A 15,736-nucleotide genomic window follows, 5' to 3' on the forward strand; every position below is an offset into this window, starting at 1 on the left:
GCGTTAATTTAAATTTTAAAACCTAAATTTAACCTCCAAATATTAATAAGTCCCAATGAATAATTCGCTTAAAATAATCGCAATGATTCCTGCTCGTTACGAGGCATCTCGTTTTCCGGGGAAACTTTTAAAAGATTTAAATGGAAAAACCGTAATTACCCGAACTTACGAAGCCGCTAAAAGTACAGGTTTGTTCGATGAAGTCTATGTGGTTACCGATAGTGATGAAATTTTTGCTGAAATAAATAAAAATGGGGGTAAGGCCATAAAAAGTAAAAAGGAACATGAATGCGGTAGCGATCGTATCGCAGAAGCGGTACAGGATATGGATGTGGATATCGTAGTAAATGTACAGGGCGATGAGCCATTTATAGATAAAGAAAGTTTGGAGAAACTTTTGCTTGTTTTTAGAGAAGATGATGCTTCTTCTATAGATTTGGCTTCTCTAAAAAGTGCATTGTCTGAAAGTGAAGAGATAACCAATCCGAACAATGTAAAGGTTATTACCAATAAGAATGATTTTGCGATGTATTTTTCAAGATTTCCTATTCCATACCCAAGAAATACCAATGCAGCAGTAACTTACTTTAAGCATATCGGGATTTATGCATTTAGAAAGCAGGCACTTGTAGATTTTTATAACCTACCTATGCTTTCTTTAGAATCTGCTGAAAAAATTGAAGCAATTCGATTTCTTGAATATGGAAAAAACATTAAAATGGTTGAAACCCAAATGCAAACTATAGGCATAGATACACCCGAAGATTTAGAAAAAGCAAAGCAAGTTTTGAATAATTAGCTTACTGCTTCTTTATAAACCTCAAGAGCACGTTCGCGAGCTTCTTTATGATCTACCATTTTTTCAGGGTAATCATCGGTGCCAAATTCTTCAACCCATTCTTTGATATACTTTTTATCTTTATCAAATTTATCTATTTGAGTGGTTGGGTTAAAAATCCTGAAATATGGAGCAGCGTCAACGCCACTGCCGGCAACCCATTGCCAGTTACCAACATTAGAGGACATTTCGTAATCCAATAATTTTTCGGCAAAATAGGCTTCGCCCCAACGCCAGTCTATAAGCAAATGTTTACATAGAAAACTTCCCACCAACATTCTAACCCGATTATGCATAAAACCGGTTTTATTTAACTGGCGCATTCCGGCATCTACAAGTGGATAACCTGTTTTTCCTGCTTTCCATTTTTCAAACTCTTCCTTATTATTCCGCCAGTTAATGCGGTCGTATTTCTTTTTAAAAGACTCGGTAACGGTATTGGGGTTATGATATAATACCTGCATAAAAAACTCCCTCCAAATAAGTTCGTTAAGAAAGGTTTTATTGTTTTCGGTATTGGCTTTTTTTACCATTTTTCTTGGGCTAACAGTCCCAAAACGCAAATGCGGGCCTAGGCGCGAAGTACTGTCTTTAGCAGGTATATTACGTGTGTTTTCGTATTCCTGAATTAGCGTTGGGGTAACATCATATTCCGGGACTTTAATTTTGGATGTTTTAAAACCAATATCACCTAAACTTAAATTTGGAAGTCTGGTGTTTTGAATAAGATTATCTAAGTACTGACTGGTATAATGAATTTTAAGGTTCTGTGTCTTAAATAGCTCTTTCCATGCTTTCATATAAGGAGTATACACCACATAAGGATCTCCATCTTTCTTTACAACTTCATCTTTTTCAAAAATAACCTGGTCTTTAAAAGTGTGAAATTCAATATTACTTTTAGAAAGTAAATTGGCTATTTCCTTATCCCTTTTGGTTGCGTAAGGTTCGTAATCGTGATTCGTGAATACTTTTTCAATTTGATATTCTTTAATTAGATGCTGAAAAACTTCCGTTGGTTTTCCGTGATACATAGCAATTGAACTGCAATAATTATCCTGAAGCTCTTTTCGCATTTGCTGGAGTTGCTCGTGTATAAAAGTAACACGTGCGTCATCTTCAGGTAGTTTTTCCAGGATTTCTGTGTCAAAAATAAAAATTGGTACTACCGGTTTACCAGACTTTAGGGCTTCAAGAAAGCCAACATTGTCATCTAATCTTAAATCACGTCTAAACCAAAATACATTTACTCCTTTACTCATTTATGAAATATTTAAGGTTGAAAGTCCGCCGTCTACGCCAATAATTTGCCCGGTAATCCAGCTGTTTTGCTCACTTAGTAAAAAGATGGCTGCATTAGCAATATCTTTAGTATTCCCTATTCTTTTAAGTGGATGTCTTTCACTCATTTTTTCTTTTTTGGAATCGTTGGATAATAGTTTTCCAGCAAGTGGGGTATCGGTTAAAGAGGGTGCAATTACATTTACACGTAGCGTAGGTGCATATTCAGCTGCCAGGGCTTTTGCAAAACCTTCAATCGCGCCTTTTGCAGCTGCTACACTTGTGTGAAAAGGCATTCCAACCTTAACCGCCACGGTACTAAAAAATACCAAACTTGCATTTTCAGCCTTTTTTAGTTTCGGCATTACTGCCTGAACTACCTTTACCAAACTTAAAAAATTAAGGTTTATTTCTTCCTCAAAATCTTTATGCTTTAGCATTTTAAACGGTTTCAGGTTTATACTGCCTGGACAGTAAACCAGACCGTGAATTTCATCAGGCAATTCCAGATCTTCAATGTTATCTTCTAAAACATCAAATTCTAAATGTTTGATTTCCTTGTTTAAATCGCCTTTATTTCTTGAAGCAACAATTACATTATTTTCTTTAACCAATTGATTGGCAATTTCAAGTCCAATACCAGTTGAACCGCCAATAAGTAAAATATTCCTTTCCATAATTATATTTTTTAGTTGAGTATGTCTTGCTTTAGGGTAGCATTTTTGGTATTTGCTTCATCAAATTCGCCAAAAAGCTCGGTAAGTTTCTCTCTTCTATAATCAAAAATTTCTTTTAATTTAGGAGCCACTAATATTGGATGTACCAATTCACCTAATTTCCCAAAAGGTAATTTATAATCTATAATATCCTCCATTTCAACACCACCGGGTATTTTCTTTAGGAAATGCTTATGATGCCAAAGTGCATAGGGTCCAAAACGTTGTTCGTCTACAAAGTATTCTTTGTCTTTAACGTGGGTTATTTCAGTAACCCATTTGGTTTTAATGCCTGCTATAGGTGTAACTATATATTGAATAATTTGGCCGGGAAACATAGGCCTGTCGGCTCCCGAAAGAATATGAAAACCCATATAATCTGGAGTAATTGTTTTTAAATTTCCGGGACTTGAGAGGAATTCCCAGGCTTTTTCCAGACTAATTGGGAGCTTCTGTACCGATTTCTTGGTGTATATCTTCATTTTAGCAGTATTTGAATGTAAAATTAGAGCTTGTTTTGTTTAAAATAAAATTATTATAGTTAAACAAAATATAAATCAAGTTTTTGTTTTTCTTAATTTATAATCATTTTCTAGGTATATTTGATTGAACTAAAACAAACTAAACAATGAAAAAACTATTTCTATTTTTATGTACAGCAGGCATTATGAGTGCAACACAAGCCCAGGTACAGGCACCACAGCCCAGTCCGTTTACTAAAATTGAACAAAAGGTTGGTCTTACCGATGTTAGCCTGGAATATTCGCGGCCCGGCATGCGAGATCGTGAGATTTTTGGAAACTTAGTGCCTTACGGAAAAGTATGGCGTACGGGAGCTAATGAAAATACCAAAATAACATTTAGTGATAATATAACTATCCAGGGAGAAGAATTAAAGGCGGGAACTTACGCGATTTACACAATTCCAAAGGAAGACCAATGGGAAGTAATGTTTTACAGCGATGCCAATAACTGGGGAAATCCAGCAGAATGGGATAAGGATAAAGTAGCCTTAAAAGTAATGGCTGAAGTGATGGAACTGCCATTTGAAATGGAAACTTTTACAATCATGATAGATGATCTTAAAAATGATTCGGCTGCACTTAATTTTGTTTGGGCAAATACAGTAGCAAGCCTAAGCTTTAAAGTGCCTACCGAGGAAAAAACCATGGCAAGTATTGAAAAAACAATGAATGGTCCCGGTGCTAACGATTATTTTGCAGCGGCAACCTATTACCACGATAGCAATAAAGATTTAGAGCAGGCTTATAAATGGATTAATAAGTCTTTGGAATTAGGAAATCCTGATGCTTTTTGGATTCTAAGAAAAAAATCACTTATTGCGGCCGATCTCGGTAAAAAAGAAGAAGCGATTGCAGCAGCTAAAAAATCTCTAGCCGAAGCTGAAAAAGCAGGAAACCAAGATTATGTAAAAATGAACAAAGATTCCCTGAAAGAGTGGGGAGCTATGTAAGTTGAATTTTAAGAATAATAAAAAGGCTGTTTGAAGTCTTGTTAAAAACGTCATCCTGAATTTATTTCAGGATCTAAAATGTTAGAAGCTGGAACAAGCCCGCCTGAACGGACCGGCAGGTTCAGCTTGACGTCACAAAAAACTTTCAGACAGCCTTTTTATATAGATATTTAAGCCTCACAACTGGCACAATTTACCATATTGGCTATAAATTCTTTAGAAACACTTTGACTACGCTGGTAGTAAAGGGTTTTTACACCAAGCTGCCAGGCTTCTATCATTAACTTATTTACCTCTCTTACCGGAAGGTCTGAGGGGATATTTAAATTTAAACTCTGAGCCTGGTCAATAAATTTTTGCCTAACCGAAGCTTGTTGAATAATCTCTAACTGACTTATCTCTTTAAAGGTTTTAAAAACCATACGTTCTTCGTCACTCAACTCTTTTAAGTGTTGCACACTTCCGTGATTTAGCATAATACTACGCCAGGTTTCTTCGGTATCTAATCCCTTTTCCTGAAGTAATTTTTTTAAATATTTATTCTTCCGCATAAAATTTCCTTTGGCCAGACCTGCTTTATAATAATTGCTGCTAAAAGGTTCAATTCCCGGTGATGCCTGTCCTAAAATAGCAGAAGAAGAGGTAGTTGGCGCAATGGCCATAAGGGTTGTATTCCTTAAACCATAGTCTTTAAGAACTTCCGGTTCTCCATAGATATTTGCCAGTTCCTTACTCGCTTTGGTTGCTTTTTCACTTATATCTTTAAAAATGTTATTGGTTAAACCTTTAGCTTTTAAACCTTCAAAAGGAATTCTGTTTTTTTGCAGGTACGAATGCCAACCCATTACACCAAGCCCCAGGGCCCTATGTCTTTTGGCAAACTTGTTGGCCGATGCCAGGTAATGGTTTCCTTCAGTTTTTGCAATGAACTCCTGTAAAACAGCATCTAAGAAATAGATGGCTAATTTTACAGCTTCGGTATCTTTCCATTCGTCGTAAAGCTCCAGGTTCATAGAAGAAAGGCAGCAAATAAAAGACTCGTCTTTGGTAGAAGGCAAAGCAATTTCTGAACAAAGGTTGCTGGAATGGATGGTGTAATTTTTATCTTTATACACCTCTGGTTTAAATCGGTTAATATTGTCTTTAAAGAAGATATAAGGCAAACCTTTTTGCTGCCTACTTTCCAAAACTTTTGCCCAAATCTCTCTTTTATCCCTGTCGCCGTCTATCATTTCCTGCATCCAGTAATCGGGAACACTAACGCCGTAGAATAGGTTCTGAATAGGATTTCCTATATTTTTTATTTCTAAAAACTCTTTAATATCGGGGTGATCTATATCAAGATAAGCTGCAAAAGCTCCACGACGCACACCGCCCTGTGAAATAGTATCCATAGCTGTGTCGAAAAGCTTCATAAAACTGGTAGCACCACTACTTTTGCCGTTGTCTGTTACTGCACTTCCCCTTCCTCTTAATTCTCCGAAATAACCGGAAGTTCCGCCACCAATTTTGGTTTGCATAATTACTTCGCCCAATTTATGGGTAATCCCTTCAATATTATCTGGTACGTATACATTAAAGCAAGAAATAGGTAATCCGCGCTCTGTACCCATATTTGCCCAAATGGGTGAGCTTAAACTCATCCAGCCGCGTTCTATCATTTCTATAAAAGCTTCGGCCAGTTCGGGCTTATAAAGTCTTTTTGCAGCTGCATTTGCAACGCGTTCTATAGCCGATTTTGCGGTTTCTCCTTTTAATAAATAACCGCGATTTAATATTTGCTGGCTCTCTTCGTTAAGCCACCATAGGCGCTCCTGTTTTGTTTCTTTAAGTATTGCTTCGGGCATTTTACTGTATTTTTAAGTTGAATTATTTTTGTGGAAAACCTTTAAAAAAGATCATCTGCGGTAATACTTTTATCGTGTTTGGTATAATCTACCGGGCGTTTGGCAAAAAAATCGTCCAAACTGTTGGCAAAAACTTCCTCCTCAAACCATAGCATCGCTTTATAATCATATTCTGAAACGAAATAAAGCTTCTCTAAACCTATTTTTTCAAGGCTATCGTCTACTCGGTATTTCATAAAATTAAGTAGGTCTTCCTTTTTGCACTGTTCTAAAGAACCATCCTCGAAGATCCAATCCAGAATCTCAGATTCTACCTCCATAGAATGGGATATAATTTCCCTTATTTGGGTTTTGGTTTCTTCATTAAAGAATTCAGGGAACTCTTTTTTAATTTGGTTTACAATGTAAATTCCGGCATTGGCATGAATTTGCTCATCTACCGAGGTCCATGCAATTATATTGCTCACGTTTTTCATCACTCCTTTAAATCTGCTAAAGGAAAGAATAATGGCAAACTGACTAAAAAGGGAAACATTTTCAATTAAAATGGAGAATAAAATAAGGGAAAACACGTATTTTTTTTCGTCTGAAGATTTTGTATTTGCTAAAGCTTCAGAGAGATAAGCTACACGTTTTTTAATAACAGGAGTTTCAATTAATTTCTCAAACTCATTATTATACCCAAGTACTTCAAGCAAGCGGGAGTAAGCTTCAGAATGTCTAAATTCACATTCGGCGAATGTACTTCCCAGGCCGTTGAATTCTGGTTTTGGTAGGTGTTGATACAAGTCTCCCCAAAAGGATTTTACAGCTACTTCAATTTGCGCAATAGCTAAAAGGCTTCTTTTAATAACCTGTTTTTCATTTTCACTAAGATGCGAATGAAAATCCTGGACATCAGCTGTAAAGTCTACTTCAGAATGTACCCAAAATGATTTATTTATAGCTTCGGTAAACTGAAGAATCTCGGGATATTCGAAAGGTTTGTAATTCACCCGCTTTTGAAAAATATTCATATCACTTTTGTTTTGGTTTTTAAATCAAAAGCATAAAAGTAATAGTTGTCTTAAGGGAAGTTTACTTGTGATAAATACACAATTTCCTGGACATTTACTTTTTATGCGAAAGCAAAAGTCAACCCGGTCGGAAAGGTAATCTGGCTTGTAGTTGAACCTACTTTACAGTTGCGCAACAGCTCATGAATTTCACATGATTCCCCTTATTTATTGAAAAAGACAATAACCACCGGTATGATTTTACAAAAGTAAAGTTATAAGTAATAAGCGACCCTTTTATAGAAAAACTACGGAGTTATAAACATAGTTTTTCACAAGTTTATTTACTCGATAATCGAGATTTAATATTCACAAGTTTACTTCCAAACTTAAAATGACTATCCATAACATGTCTCGTTGGCTTTAGAAGGTAATTTGTTGACTATTAAAATTTTGGGATTCGTAATCCTTATTATCTGGAGGCGTTATTATAAAAAAGCTATTTAAAAACTATCTTTTTTATAATTTTTAAATCTAAAAGCTTAATTAGCCAATTAATTTTCTGCTTTTATGGAGAAATCATCTATTCTATTGAACTTGTAATAAAACTTGAACTGGAAGAATGTTAAACAAACATTTGAATGTCTAGTTTTATTGGATTTTTATAAATTGCAGGAAAGATATTTTATATTTTTCATTATTAATCTACGTAACCATCAACATATTTATTTAAGTTATGAGTAATTATCATATTAAGAATTTAGAAGAGTATTTTCAAGTGTATAGAAAATCGGTTAGAGAGCCTGAAAATTTTTGGGAAGAAGTTGCCGAAGAACATTTCACCTGGCGAAAAAAATGGGACAATGTATTGAGCTGGGACTTTAATAAACCTGAAGTAAAGTGGTTTGAAAATGCAAAACTTAATATTACAGAGAACTGTATAGATCGTTACCTTTTTACCAATGCAGATAGAACCGCCATTATTTGGGAGCCAAACGGTACCGAAGAGGAGGCTCAACATATTTCTTATAAAGAACTTCATAAAAAAGTAAATAAATTTGCAAATGTTTTAAAGTCTAAAGGAATAGAAAAAGGCGATAGGGTTTGTATTTACCTGCCTATGATTCCAGAACTTGCAGTAGCTATGTTGGCTTGTGCTCGTATTGGAGCTATACACTCTGTTGTTTTTGCAGGCTTTTCTTCAAAAGCCCTGGCTACCAGAACAAATGATGCCGATTGTAAAATGCTTATAACTTCAGATGGTTCTTACCGCGGAAATAAGACTATAGACTTAAAAGGGATTGTAGATAAAGCTCTGGAAGAATGTCCAGGAGTAAAAAGTGTTTTGGTTGCAAAACGTATAAATTCTGATATTAATATGAAAGAAGGACGCGACCAATGGTTGCAGCCTTTGTTAGATGAAGCTTCAGACCAATGTGAAGCAACCACTATGGATGCCGAAGACCCATTGTTTATTTTGTATACTTCGGGCTCTACCGGAAAACCTAAGGGAATGTTGCATACAACTGCGGGTTATATGGTTTATAGTGCTTATACTTTTAAAAATGTATTTCAATATAAAGAAGGAGATGTATACTGGTGTACAGCTGATATTGGTTGGATAACCGGCCATTCTTATATATTATATGGTCCTCTAGCCAATGGTGCAACTACAGTGATGTTTGAAGGGGTGCCTTCATATCCAGACGCAGGCAGATTTTGGGATGTAGTGGAGAAGCATAAAGTTAATCAGTTCTATACCGCTCCAACAGCCATTAGATCGCTAGCTAAACGAAATATAGAATTTGTTGAAAAACACGATTTGTCTTCCTTAAAAGTATTGGGAACAGTTGGGGAGCCTATTAACGAGGAGGCCTGGCATTGGTATAACGATAATGTAGGAAAGAATAAAAGTCCTATTGTAGATACCTGGTGGCAAACAGAAACAGGAGGAATCATGATTTCGCCATTGCCATATGTAACTCCGGTGAAACCTACCTATGCCACTTTACCATTTCCTGGAATTCAACCTGCTATTATGGATGAAAATGGGGAAGAGCTAAGTGGAAACCAGGTAGATGGCCGTTTGTGTATTAAATATCCCTGGCCGTCTATGGCAAGAACTGTTTGGAGAGATCATGAGCGTTATAAGACAACTTACTTCTCTACCTTTAAAAATATGTATTTTACCGGGGATGGAGCTCTTAGGGATGAGGTAGGTTACTACCGAATAACAGGACGAGTAGATGACGTGATTATTGTATCGGGTCACAACTTAGGAACAGCACCAATTGAAGATGCTATAGATGAACACCCTGCAGTGGCAGAATCTGCCGTAGTGGGCTTCCCTCATGAAGTAAAAGGAAATGCACTTTATGCATTTGTGATTTTAAAAGAAGTTGGGGAATCAAGAAATCACGACAATTTACGAAATGAAATTCACCAACAAATTAAAGATAAGGTAGGGCCTATTGCTAAACCTGAGAAAATTCAATTTGTTGCGGGACTTCCAAAAACACGTAGTGGAAAAATTATGCGTAGAATTTTAAGAAAAATCGCATCAAAACAAACCGAAAATCTAGGTGATACATCTACCTTATTAAACCCTGAAATTGTAGATGAAATTATAAAAAAGGCACTTTAAAAAAATACTGCTTTATACGTAAGGTCTCATGGTTTTCTAAAATCTGTGAGGCCTTTTTTTTGAGAAAACCTTGATAAACGTGTGAAATGAATTAATACCTAAACAGTTTTTTAAGTTTCAACTTATTATCGGTATTTAATTTTCCAAGAATTGTAATAAATGCAACAGCAGTAATAAAGGCATCTCCTGCTGCCGTGTGGCGATCTTTAATATCTATATGATAAGTTTCAGCAATTTCATCTAGCGAATAATTTCTTTCCCTATTAATAAGATTTGAGATTATTCTTGTGCCCCGGTAGAGTTTTACGGTATCCAAGACTTTGTTTTTTAATTTTGGAAGTCCCATTCGGGCAAGTGCCTGGTTTAGCATTCCAATATCAAAACCTGCGTGATGGGCTACCAGAACTGAATTTCCTATATATTTTAAGAATGCTTTTACCGCTTCTTCCTCTTGCAGGGTTTCTATACGCTCGTTTTGTATAATCCCATGAATTTTAACCGTTTTAGGGTTAAATGTTTCCTGGGAAATATACTCTTCAAATCCGTCTGCTACATCAATAGACTTATTGGTAATGCCTACCGCACCAATACATAGCATTCTGTCTTTAATGAGATCAAAGCCTGTGGTTTCGGTATCAAAAACGACAAAACGGGTATGTTCAATTTCTTTAGAAGGTTTCTCCTGAAATTTTGCTTCATACTTTTTCCAGAAATCCGGAAAATCTTCACGCTTTTTTTTAAATATGTTTAGCATTATATATAAGGAGTTACTTCGAATCTAAATTTTATTAATTCCTGTACCTGTCTAATACTTTTAAAACAACGCTTTAATTTTATCTTTTCTTCTTTACTTAAGTTCTCCAGGTCTATATACCTGCCACTATTTCTATTCTTTAAACCTTGCTTGGTTCTAAATTTAATTAAGACTTTGGAAGCGTAAGCACAGGCCAGGAATAAATCTTTATTATTCGGCTCTAATTGTGCTAATTTTTCAAAGCGTTCTGCGGTATTGCTAATATTTCTTACCTGATGCTGTAAAATTAGTAGTCTTGCAGCATCGGTTATTGGAGTGATTGCACGTTTTTTTATATCAAAAAAATCTTTGTTTTCTCCATTCTGTTCTACTAAAAATTGCCGGAAAAAACCTAGAGGGGAAGGGTTTCTTAAAGTTGTGGCCCCCATAACACTATAGAATTTTTTATTGTTTTGTGTTAAACTAAAAATATGGTTAGCCAGCTCATTTGAGAGTTTGATGTTACCGTAAGAAATATCAAAATCAAAGAAGATTGAACATAGTAATATTTCGTCGTTACCGGGGTCTACAATCCAGTTTGTAAATTGCTGTTTCCATTCTTGAAGACTTAAACAATAGTTAGGGTTTTTAGCCATCATCTCTGCAGGGCAGTATTCATAACCAATTATGTTTAGTCGTTTGTTTACTTTTCTAGATAATTCCAGAAAGTAGGCCCTGGTTTCTTCTAGTTTCTCTTGTGGTACTTCTTCAAAAATCAAGGCATTATCCTGGTCGGTTTGTAAAAGTTGTTCTTTTCTTGCCTGGCTTCCCAGGGCAATCCAGGTAAAATCACAAGGTGGGGGAGTGGGGAGTTTTTTTATACATCGCTCTATTATCCTTTTAATGGTAGCATCATTTAATTCAAAAATAATTTTTGAAATATGATTTAGAGGGATATTTGAAGCTAAAAAACCTTTCAATAATAATGTTATTTTATGCCTAATTTTCTTTAATTCGTTTGTGCTGCTACTGCGCTGAATAGCTTTCATTAATACCGATGGATTATGACCTTCAGAAACCATAATGTCATGTTCTGATACCACTCCAACTACCTTAGTGTTTGGGGTGCCATCTTCTGTTATACAAACATGGTTTATATGATGCTTCATCATAGTAAGCTGGGCTTGTGCAATTGTAATACCCCTTGGGTAACAAATTACCGGCGAAGACATTATTTTTGAAATTGGTGTTTCGATAGAAAATACTCCGGTGGCCACCATATTTCTAAAATCTTCGTCGGTTACAATTCCTTTTGGCGTATTTTCTTCCACTATTAAAACCGAGCCTACTTTTTTTCTCCTCATTAATTGAGCTGCTTTTTTTATAGTGGTTTCAGGAGAGGCCATTACTACTTTTCTGGTAACCGGGGCGGGTTGAAGCTCAAATAAATTATTATTGGGTTGAAATTGATTTTCCTCCGGCTCTTTTTCTGAAATTAACTTTCCTTTATGTGCTTCAGCATAAGGATTTCTCGTGTTTGAAGCGAAACTTTGTATAAGAAAACTCCCTACCTCTTTATTTTTTTCAGATAAAGGTTTAAATTTTTTAATTGGGATGGCGTAAAGAACGGTCTCTTCATCTGCGATAGCATTGATGAGGTAATTTTCTTTGGCGAATAAAGGTCTTAAACCAAAGATATCACCTTCATCACATTTATCTATGGTTTCTCTTTTATCGTTATTTATACGCTCCAGGGAAACTGCTCCTTTATTTACTACATAAAAACGTTTATGACCGGTATCGCCTTCGGCAAATAAGGTTTTTCCTTTTTCAAGATATTTTACTTTTACATTTTTAGAGATGCTAAGTAAATCTTCTTTTTGTAGAAGGTTGAAAGGAGGGTAATTCTTTAGAAAATCGGCTATTCTAGAGGCAATGGTATTCTTCATACGGCTAATTTAAATAAAAAGAAGCACAGCCGTTTCATTCAATTTTAAATATTGATCTTATAATTTTTAATCATATTTAAAATTACTTTTTCGGTTTCAGAAAGAGAAATATAGTCTTGTTTTTCTTCCGATTTAATTTTTTTGAAATAAGGGGGTATCTCACCGGTTTCATAAGAATTTATTATTTCTGGGTGTACGTAATAGCTCCTGCAAACGGCTCGTGTATTCCCCAATCCTTCAGCGGTGGTATCGAAGGCTTTTAAGATACGTTGTTTATTTTCCTTTTCATTATCTGTATAGCCTAACTCCAACAGGGTTTCAAAAAATATTTTGGTAGCACTCCAGGTTCTAAAATCCTTTGCCGAGAAAAGGTCACCACTTATTTCATGAATATAATCGTTAATCATGCCACTATCTATAGCCTGCTTGTTGCTGTTTTCATCATAAAATTTAAAAAGCTCCCAACCTGGAATTTCTTCACACTGATTGATAAGTTTTATTAATTTTTTATTTTTTACGCTTACAGAGTGTTCCTTTCCTTTTTTGCCTATAAACTCGAATTTGATACTGTTTTTAAATGTCTTAACGTGTCGGGTTCTAAAAGTTGAAAGTCCGTAGGTCTTATTTTTCTTCGCATAATAATGATTTCCTATTCTAATATGGGTTTCTTCCATAAGTCTTAGGATTAATGCGAGGACTTTCTTTTTAGTCATTTTAGGTAAATCAAGATCTTTATCTACTTGCTTTCTTATTTTGGGTAAATTTTCGCCAAAGGCGGCCATTTTAAAAAACTTAGATTCATTTCTTAACTTAATCCAGGTAGGGTGGTAAATATATTGTTTACGATTTTTTCATCACGTCCCACCACTTGTAAATGTCCGTTTTTTAAATGAGTAATTTTCACTTCCTGCCAGGCGGGTGGAATTGCCAGGTTTTTTATCCGTTTAATGGTGTCGGGGTCTTGTATGCGCTTTCCTTTATTTATGTATGAGAAGCCTCTTCCCATTTTCTTCCGATTAATAGAAAGTTTTTCTTCAGATACATAGGTAAGATTGGCAAAATCTACCGTTTCACAAGGGTTGGAAATTAAGCTGTTTATTTCCTCAGGAGAAAGAGTCATTAATTGATCTTTTTTAATAAATATAATTGGAAAAATTCCCGGGGTATAATAAAGTAATGTGAAAGTATGCTTAAGAAAATAAAAAAGTCCTTCTTAGCATAGGCTAAAAAGGACTTTTCCATAGTATGACTTATAGTTTGTTAACTAAAATAGCTAAAACTTTCTCCTTCTTTAATTTTTAGAACGCTTTCATAAATTAATTTAATTACATTTTCTACATCATCTTTATGTACCATCTCTACCGTAGTATGCATATATCTTAAAGGAAGGGAAATTAAAGCAGATGGAACACCACCATTACTATAGGCAAACGCATCGGTATCTGTTCCCGTAAATCTTGAATTAGCCATTCTTTGGAAAGGAATTTCTTTTTCCTGGGCAGTTTCAATAAGTAGCTCTCGTAGTTTATTTTGTACGGCAGGGGCGTGAGCAATAACCGGGCCGTGTCCAATTTTTGTATCACCGGTCTTCTTTTTATTGATCATAGGGGTATTGGTGTCGTGTGTTACATCGGTCACTATAGCCACATTGGGTTTAATACGCTGGGTAATCATTTCGGCTCCGCGAAGTCCAATTTCCTCCTGTACAGCATTGGTAATATATAATCCAAACGGAAGTTCTTTTTTATTTTCTTTTATAAGCTTTGCAACCTGTGCAATCATAAAGCCTCCCATACGGTTGTCTAAGGCACGGCATACATATTTGTTTTCATTAAGAATAAAGAACTCATCGGGGTAGGTAATTACACATCCTACATGAACCCCAAGTTCTTCAACTTCATCCTTACTGGTGCAACCAACATCTATACATATATTGTCTATATTGGGAGATTGCTCACTCTCTTTATCACGAGTATGAATTGCCGGCCATCCAAAGACCCCTTTTACAATCCCTTTTTTTGTATGAATGTTAACCCGTTTCGAGGCTGCAATTTGATGATCACTTCCGCCATTTCTTACCACATAAATAAAACCATCATCGGTTATATAGTTTACGTACCACGATATTTCGTCGGCATGTCCTTCTATTACTACTTTATATTCGGCTTTTGGGTTTATTACCCCAACTGCTGTACCATAACTATCGGTAATAAATTCGTCTACATAAGGTTTTAAATAATCCATCCATAGTTTCTGTCCCTCAGATTCATAACCCGTTGGAGAAGCGTTATTAAGATATCTTTCCAGAAACTCTATAGATTGCTTGTCAAGAATACTGTCTTTGCTCATAGTTTTGATTTTTTACGAATTTAATAAGAATTAAATGTATGGCAACTCATTATTCATTAATTTTGGAATGATTTTAGTGCGCTAACAAGCTAAATAAATTGGGGAATGCTTAGAACACTTTCTATAATATTATTTTTTAGTTTTTCCGGTCTTTTTGCCCAGGATAGTGTTCCTGTTCAAGATACTTTACAAAAACGATATATGATTATTGCCGGAGATACGGTGCCAAGGGAAAGTATAGATCTTAATGAGGTAGTGATTTTAAAAAAACTTCATTTTGATAATTTAGCCGACAGAAAAAGATACCTAATATTAAGGAGGAAAACCAGGAAGGTGTATCCTTATGCTAAACTGGCATCGGAACGCTTAATAGCACTAAATGCCAGACTTGATGAAATAGATTCGAGATCGGCTCAAAGAAAATACACTAGAATTGTTCAAAATTATATAGAAGAGGAGTTTTCTGCCGAATTAAAAAAACTTACACATACAGAAGGGCAAATCCTTGTAAAATTGGTGCATCGCCAAACAGGCACTACAGCTTTTAATCTAATTAAAAATTTAAAAAGTGGTTGGCGGGCATTCTGGTATAATACAACTGCCAGTTTGTTCGAGATTTCTTTAAAAGAAGAATTTGATCCTATTAATAATGAGGAAGACTTTTTGATCGAAGATATTTTGCAGCGCTCTTTTGTTCATGATATCCTGGAACCACAAGCTACAGCACTGGATTTTGAGTATGTTGAACTTACCGATAAATGGAGTAAGAATAAGAGTCGGTTAAATTAACTTTTTCAATTCTAAAATTTTCTTTAAAATTTTTTATCTTACAAGTTCCTTTTTTAGAGGCTGTTATAATTTTGTTTTAAGTTTTCTTTAAAAAAATGTGAAGTTGAGCTTGTGGGAGTAA

14 protein-coding genes and 1 riboswitch are annotated in these 15,736 nt (G+C 35.3%); of the genes, 4 read left to right on the forward strand and 10 right to left on the reverse strand.

What is annotated here, in order from left to right; genetic code table 11:
* Nucleotides 1–55: 55 nt before the first annotated feature.
* On the forward strand, nt 56–799 hold the full coding sequence (kdsB, locus tag GUB10_RS07925; RefSeq protein WP_193710912.1) for a 3-deoxy-manno-octulosonate cytidylyltransferase: 744 nt from the start codon (nt 56–58) through the stop codon (nt 797–799).
* Here the strand turns inward: kdsB and GUB10_RS07930 are convergent.
* From GUB10_RS07930 to GUB10_RS07940, 3 genes are read right to left on the reverse strand one after another with little or no spacing between them, the layout of a single operon-like run.
* Nucleotides 796–2,100 carry a deoxyribodipyrimidine photo-lyase gene (locus GUB10_RS07930; protein ID WP_193710913.1) on the reverse strand — a complete coding sequence of 435 codons (1,305 nt, stop codon included), beginning with the start codon at nt 2,098–2,100 and terminating at the stop codon, nt 796–798. The two genes, kdsB and GUB10_RS07930, sit on opposite strands and share 4 nt — an antisense overlap.
* Complete coding sequence (locus GUB10_RS07935; protein ID WP_193710914.1) at nt 2,101–2,796, reverse strand: SDR family NAD(P)-dependent oxidoreductase; 696 nt, start codon at nt 2,794–2,796, stop codon at nt 2,101–2,103.
* Between the two features lie 11 nt (nt 2,797–2,807).
* The gene (locus GUB10_RS07940; RefSeq protein ID WP_193710915.1) at nt 2,808–3,317 is read right to left on the reverse strand and encodes an SRPBCC family protein; all 510 of its coding nucleotides are present in this window, start codon (nt 3,315–3,317) and stop codon (nt 2,808–2,810) included.
* A 146-nt stretch (nt 3,318–3,463) separates the two neighbouring features.
* Here GUB10_RS07940 and GUB10_RS07945 point away from each other — a divergent pair, with 146 nt between their 5' ends.
* On the forward strand, nt 3,464–4,309 hold the full coding sequence (locus GUB10_RS07945) for a DUF2911 domain-containing protein (RefSeq protein ID WP_193710916.1): 846 nt from the start codon (nt 3,464–3,466) through the stop codon (nt 4,307–4,309).
* Between the two features lie 170 nt (nt 4,310–4,479).
* Here the strand turns inward: GUB10_RS07945 and GUB10_RS07950 are convergent, their stop codons facing one another.
* Both GUB10_RS07950 and GUB10_RS07955 read right to left on the reverse strand, forming a co-directional pair.
* Nucleotides 4,480–6,156 carry a ribonucleoside-diphosphate reductase subunit alpha gene (locus GUB10_RS07950; RefSeq protein ID WP_193710917.1) on the reverse strand — a complete coding sequence of 559 codons (1,677 nt, stop codon included), beginning with the start codon at nt 6,154–6,156 and terminating at the stop codon, nt 4,480–4,482.
* A gap of 41 nt (nt 6,157–6,197) precedes the next feature.
* A complete protein-coding gene (locus tag GUB10_RS07955; RefSeq protein ID WP_193710918.1) occupies nt 6,198–7,172 on the reverse strand; it encodes a ribonucleotide-diphosphate reductase subunit beta in 975 nt (324 codons plus the stop codon).
* 112 nt (nt 7,173–7,284) lie between these two features.
* A riboswitch (cobalamin riboswitch) is annotated at nt 7,285–7,420 on the reverse strand.
* A 467-nt stretch (nt 7,421–7,887) separates the two neighbouring features.
* Here GUB10_RS07955 and acs point away from each other — a divergent pair.
* A complete protein-coding gene (gene acs, locus GUB10_RS07960; RefSeq protein WP_193710919.1) occupies nt 7,888–9,795 on the forward strand; it encodes an acetate--CoA ligase in 1,908 nt (635 codons plus the stop codon).
* A 91-nt stretch (nt 9,796–9,886) separates the two neighbouring features.
* Here acs and GUB10_RS07965 read toward each other — a convergent pair whose 3' ends face one another.
* The 5 genes from GUB10_RS07965 to GUB10_RS07980 all read right to left on the reverse strand — a co-directional run bounded on the left by GUB10_RS07965 (nt 9,887) and on the right by GUB10_RS07980 (nt 14,826).
* Complete coding sequence (locus GUB10_RS07965) at nt 9,887–10,549, reverse strand: PolC-type DNA polymerase III (protein ID WP_193710920.1); 663 nt, start codon at nt 10,547–10,549, stop codon at nt 9,887–9,889.
* Nucleotides 10,549–12,477, reverse strand: a complete 1,929-nt coding sequence (locus tag GUB10_RS07970) for a DUF294 nucleotidyltransferase-like domain-containing protein (RefSeq protein ID WP_193710921.1) — start codon at nt 12,475–12,477, stop codon at nt 10,549–10,551. Before GUB10_RS07970 ends, GUB10_RS07965 begins: the two co-directional genes overlap by 1 nt.
* A gap of 44 nt (nt 12,478–12,521) precedes the next feature.
* The gene (locus GUB10_RS07975; RefSeq protein ID WP_370591079.1) at nt 12,522–13,259 is read right to left on the reverse strand and encodes a DNA topoisomerase IB; all 738 of its coding nucleotides are present in this window, start codon (nt 13,257–13,259) and stop codon (nt 12,522–12,524) included.
* 23 nt (nt 13,260–13,282) lie between these two features.
* Entirely contained in the window at nt 13,283–13,597 is a 315-nt protein-coding gene (locus tag GUB10_RS16135) for a hypothetical protein (RefSeq protein ID WP_370591080.1), read from the reverse strand.
* Nucleotides 13,598–13,737: 140 nt separating this feature from the next.
* Nucleotides 13,738–14,826 (reverse strand): M42 family metallopeptidase, encoded by a 1,089-nt coding sequence (locus GUB10_RS07980; RefSeq protein WP_193710922.1) that lies wholly within the window; start codon nt 14,824–14,826, stop codon nt 13,738–13,740.
* Nucleotides 14,827–14,931: 105 nt separating this feature from the next.
* On the opposite strand from GUB10_RS07980, the gene GUB10_RS07985 reads away from it, so the two are divergent.
* Nucleotides 14,932–15,615 carry a DUF4294 domain-containing protein gene (locus GUB10_RS07985; RefSeq protein ID WP_193710923.1) on the forward strand — a complete coding sequence of 228 codons (684 nt, stop codon included), beginning with the start codon at nt 14,932–14,934 and terminating at the stop codon, nt 15,613–15,615.
* Nucleotides 15,616–15,736 lie beyond the last annotated feature (121 nt).

Origin of the sequence: Salegentibacter sp. BLCTC, from assembly GCF_015143665.1 — a bacterium.
Lineage (GTDB): Bacteria > Bacteroidota > Bacteroidia > Flavobacteriales > Flavobacteriaceae > Salegentibacter > Salegentibacter maritimus.

What these genes read in the sequence shown, in the direction of transcription:
- GUB10_RS07940 (WP_193710915.1), bottom strand. Translation starts at nt 3,317, where the DNA reads ATGAAGATATACACCAAGAAATCGGTACAGAAGCTCCCAATTAGTCTG.
- GUB10_RS16135 (WP_370591080.1), bottom strand. Translation starts at nt 13,597, where the DNA reads ATGACTCTTTCTCCTGAGGAAATAAACAGCTTAATTTCCAACCCTTGT.
- GUB10_RS07955 (WP_193710918.1), bottom strand. Translation starts at nt 7,172, where the DNA reads ATGAATATTTTTCAAAAGCGGGTGAATTACAAACCTTTCGAATATCCC.
- GUB10_RS07950 (WP_193710917.1), bottom strand. Translation starts at nt 6,156, where the DNA reads ATGCCCGAAGCAATACTTAAAGAAACAAAACAGGAGCGCCTATGGTGG.
- GUB10_RS07970 (WP_193710921.1), bottom strand. Translation starts at nt 12,477, where the DNA reads ATGAAGAATACCATTGCCTCTAGAATAGCCGATTTTCTAAAGAATTAC.
- kdsB (WP_193710912.1), top strand. Translation starts at nt 56, where the DNA reads ATGAATAATTCGCTTAAAATAATCGCAATGATTCCTGCTCGTTACGAG.
- GUB10_RS07975 (WP_370591079.1), bottom strand. Translation starts at nt 13,259, where the DNA reads ATGGCCGCCTTTGGCGAAAATTTACCCAAAATAAGAAAGCAAGTAGAT.
- GUB10_RS07935 (WP_193710914.1), bottom strand. Translation starts at nt 2,796, where the DNA reads ATGGAAAGGAATATTTTACTTATTGGCGGTTCAACTGGTATTGGACTT.
- GUB10_RS07985 (WP_193710923.1), top strand. Translation starts at nt 14,932, where the DNA reads ATGCTTAGAACACTTTCTATAATATTATTTTTTAGTTTTTCCGGTCTT.
- GUB10_RS07930 (WP_193710913.1), bottom strand. Translation starts at nt 2,100, where the DNA reads ATGAGTAAAGGAGTAAATGTATTTTGGTTTAGACGTGATTTAAGATTA.
- GUB10_RS07945 (WP_193710916.1), top strand. Translation starts at nt 3,464, where the DNA reads ATGAAAAAACTATTTCTATTTTTATGTACAGCAGGCATTATGAGTGCA.
- acs (WP_193710919.1), top strand. Translation starts at nt 7,888, where the DNA reads ATGAGTAATTATCATATTAAGAATTTAGAAGAGTATTTTCAAGTGTAT.
- GUB10_RS07965 (WP_193710920.1), bottom strand. Translation starts at nt 10,549, where the DNA reads ATGCTAAACATATTTAAAAAAAAGCGTGAAGATTTTCCGGATTTCTGG.
- GUB10_RS07980 (WP_193710922.1), bottom strand. Translation starts at nt 14,826, where the DNA reads ATGAGCAAAGACAGTATTCTTGACAAGCAATCTATAGAGTTTCTGGAA.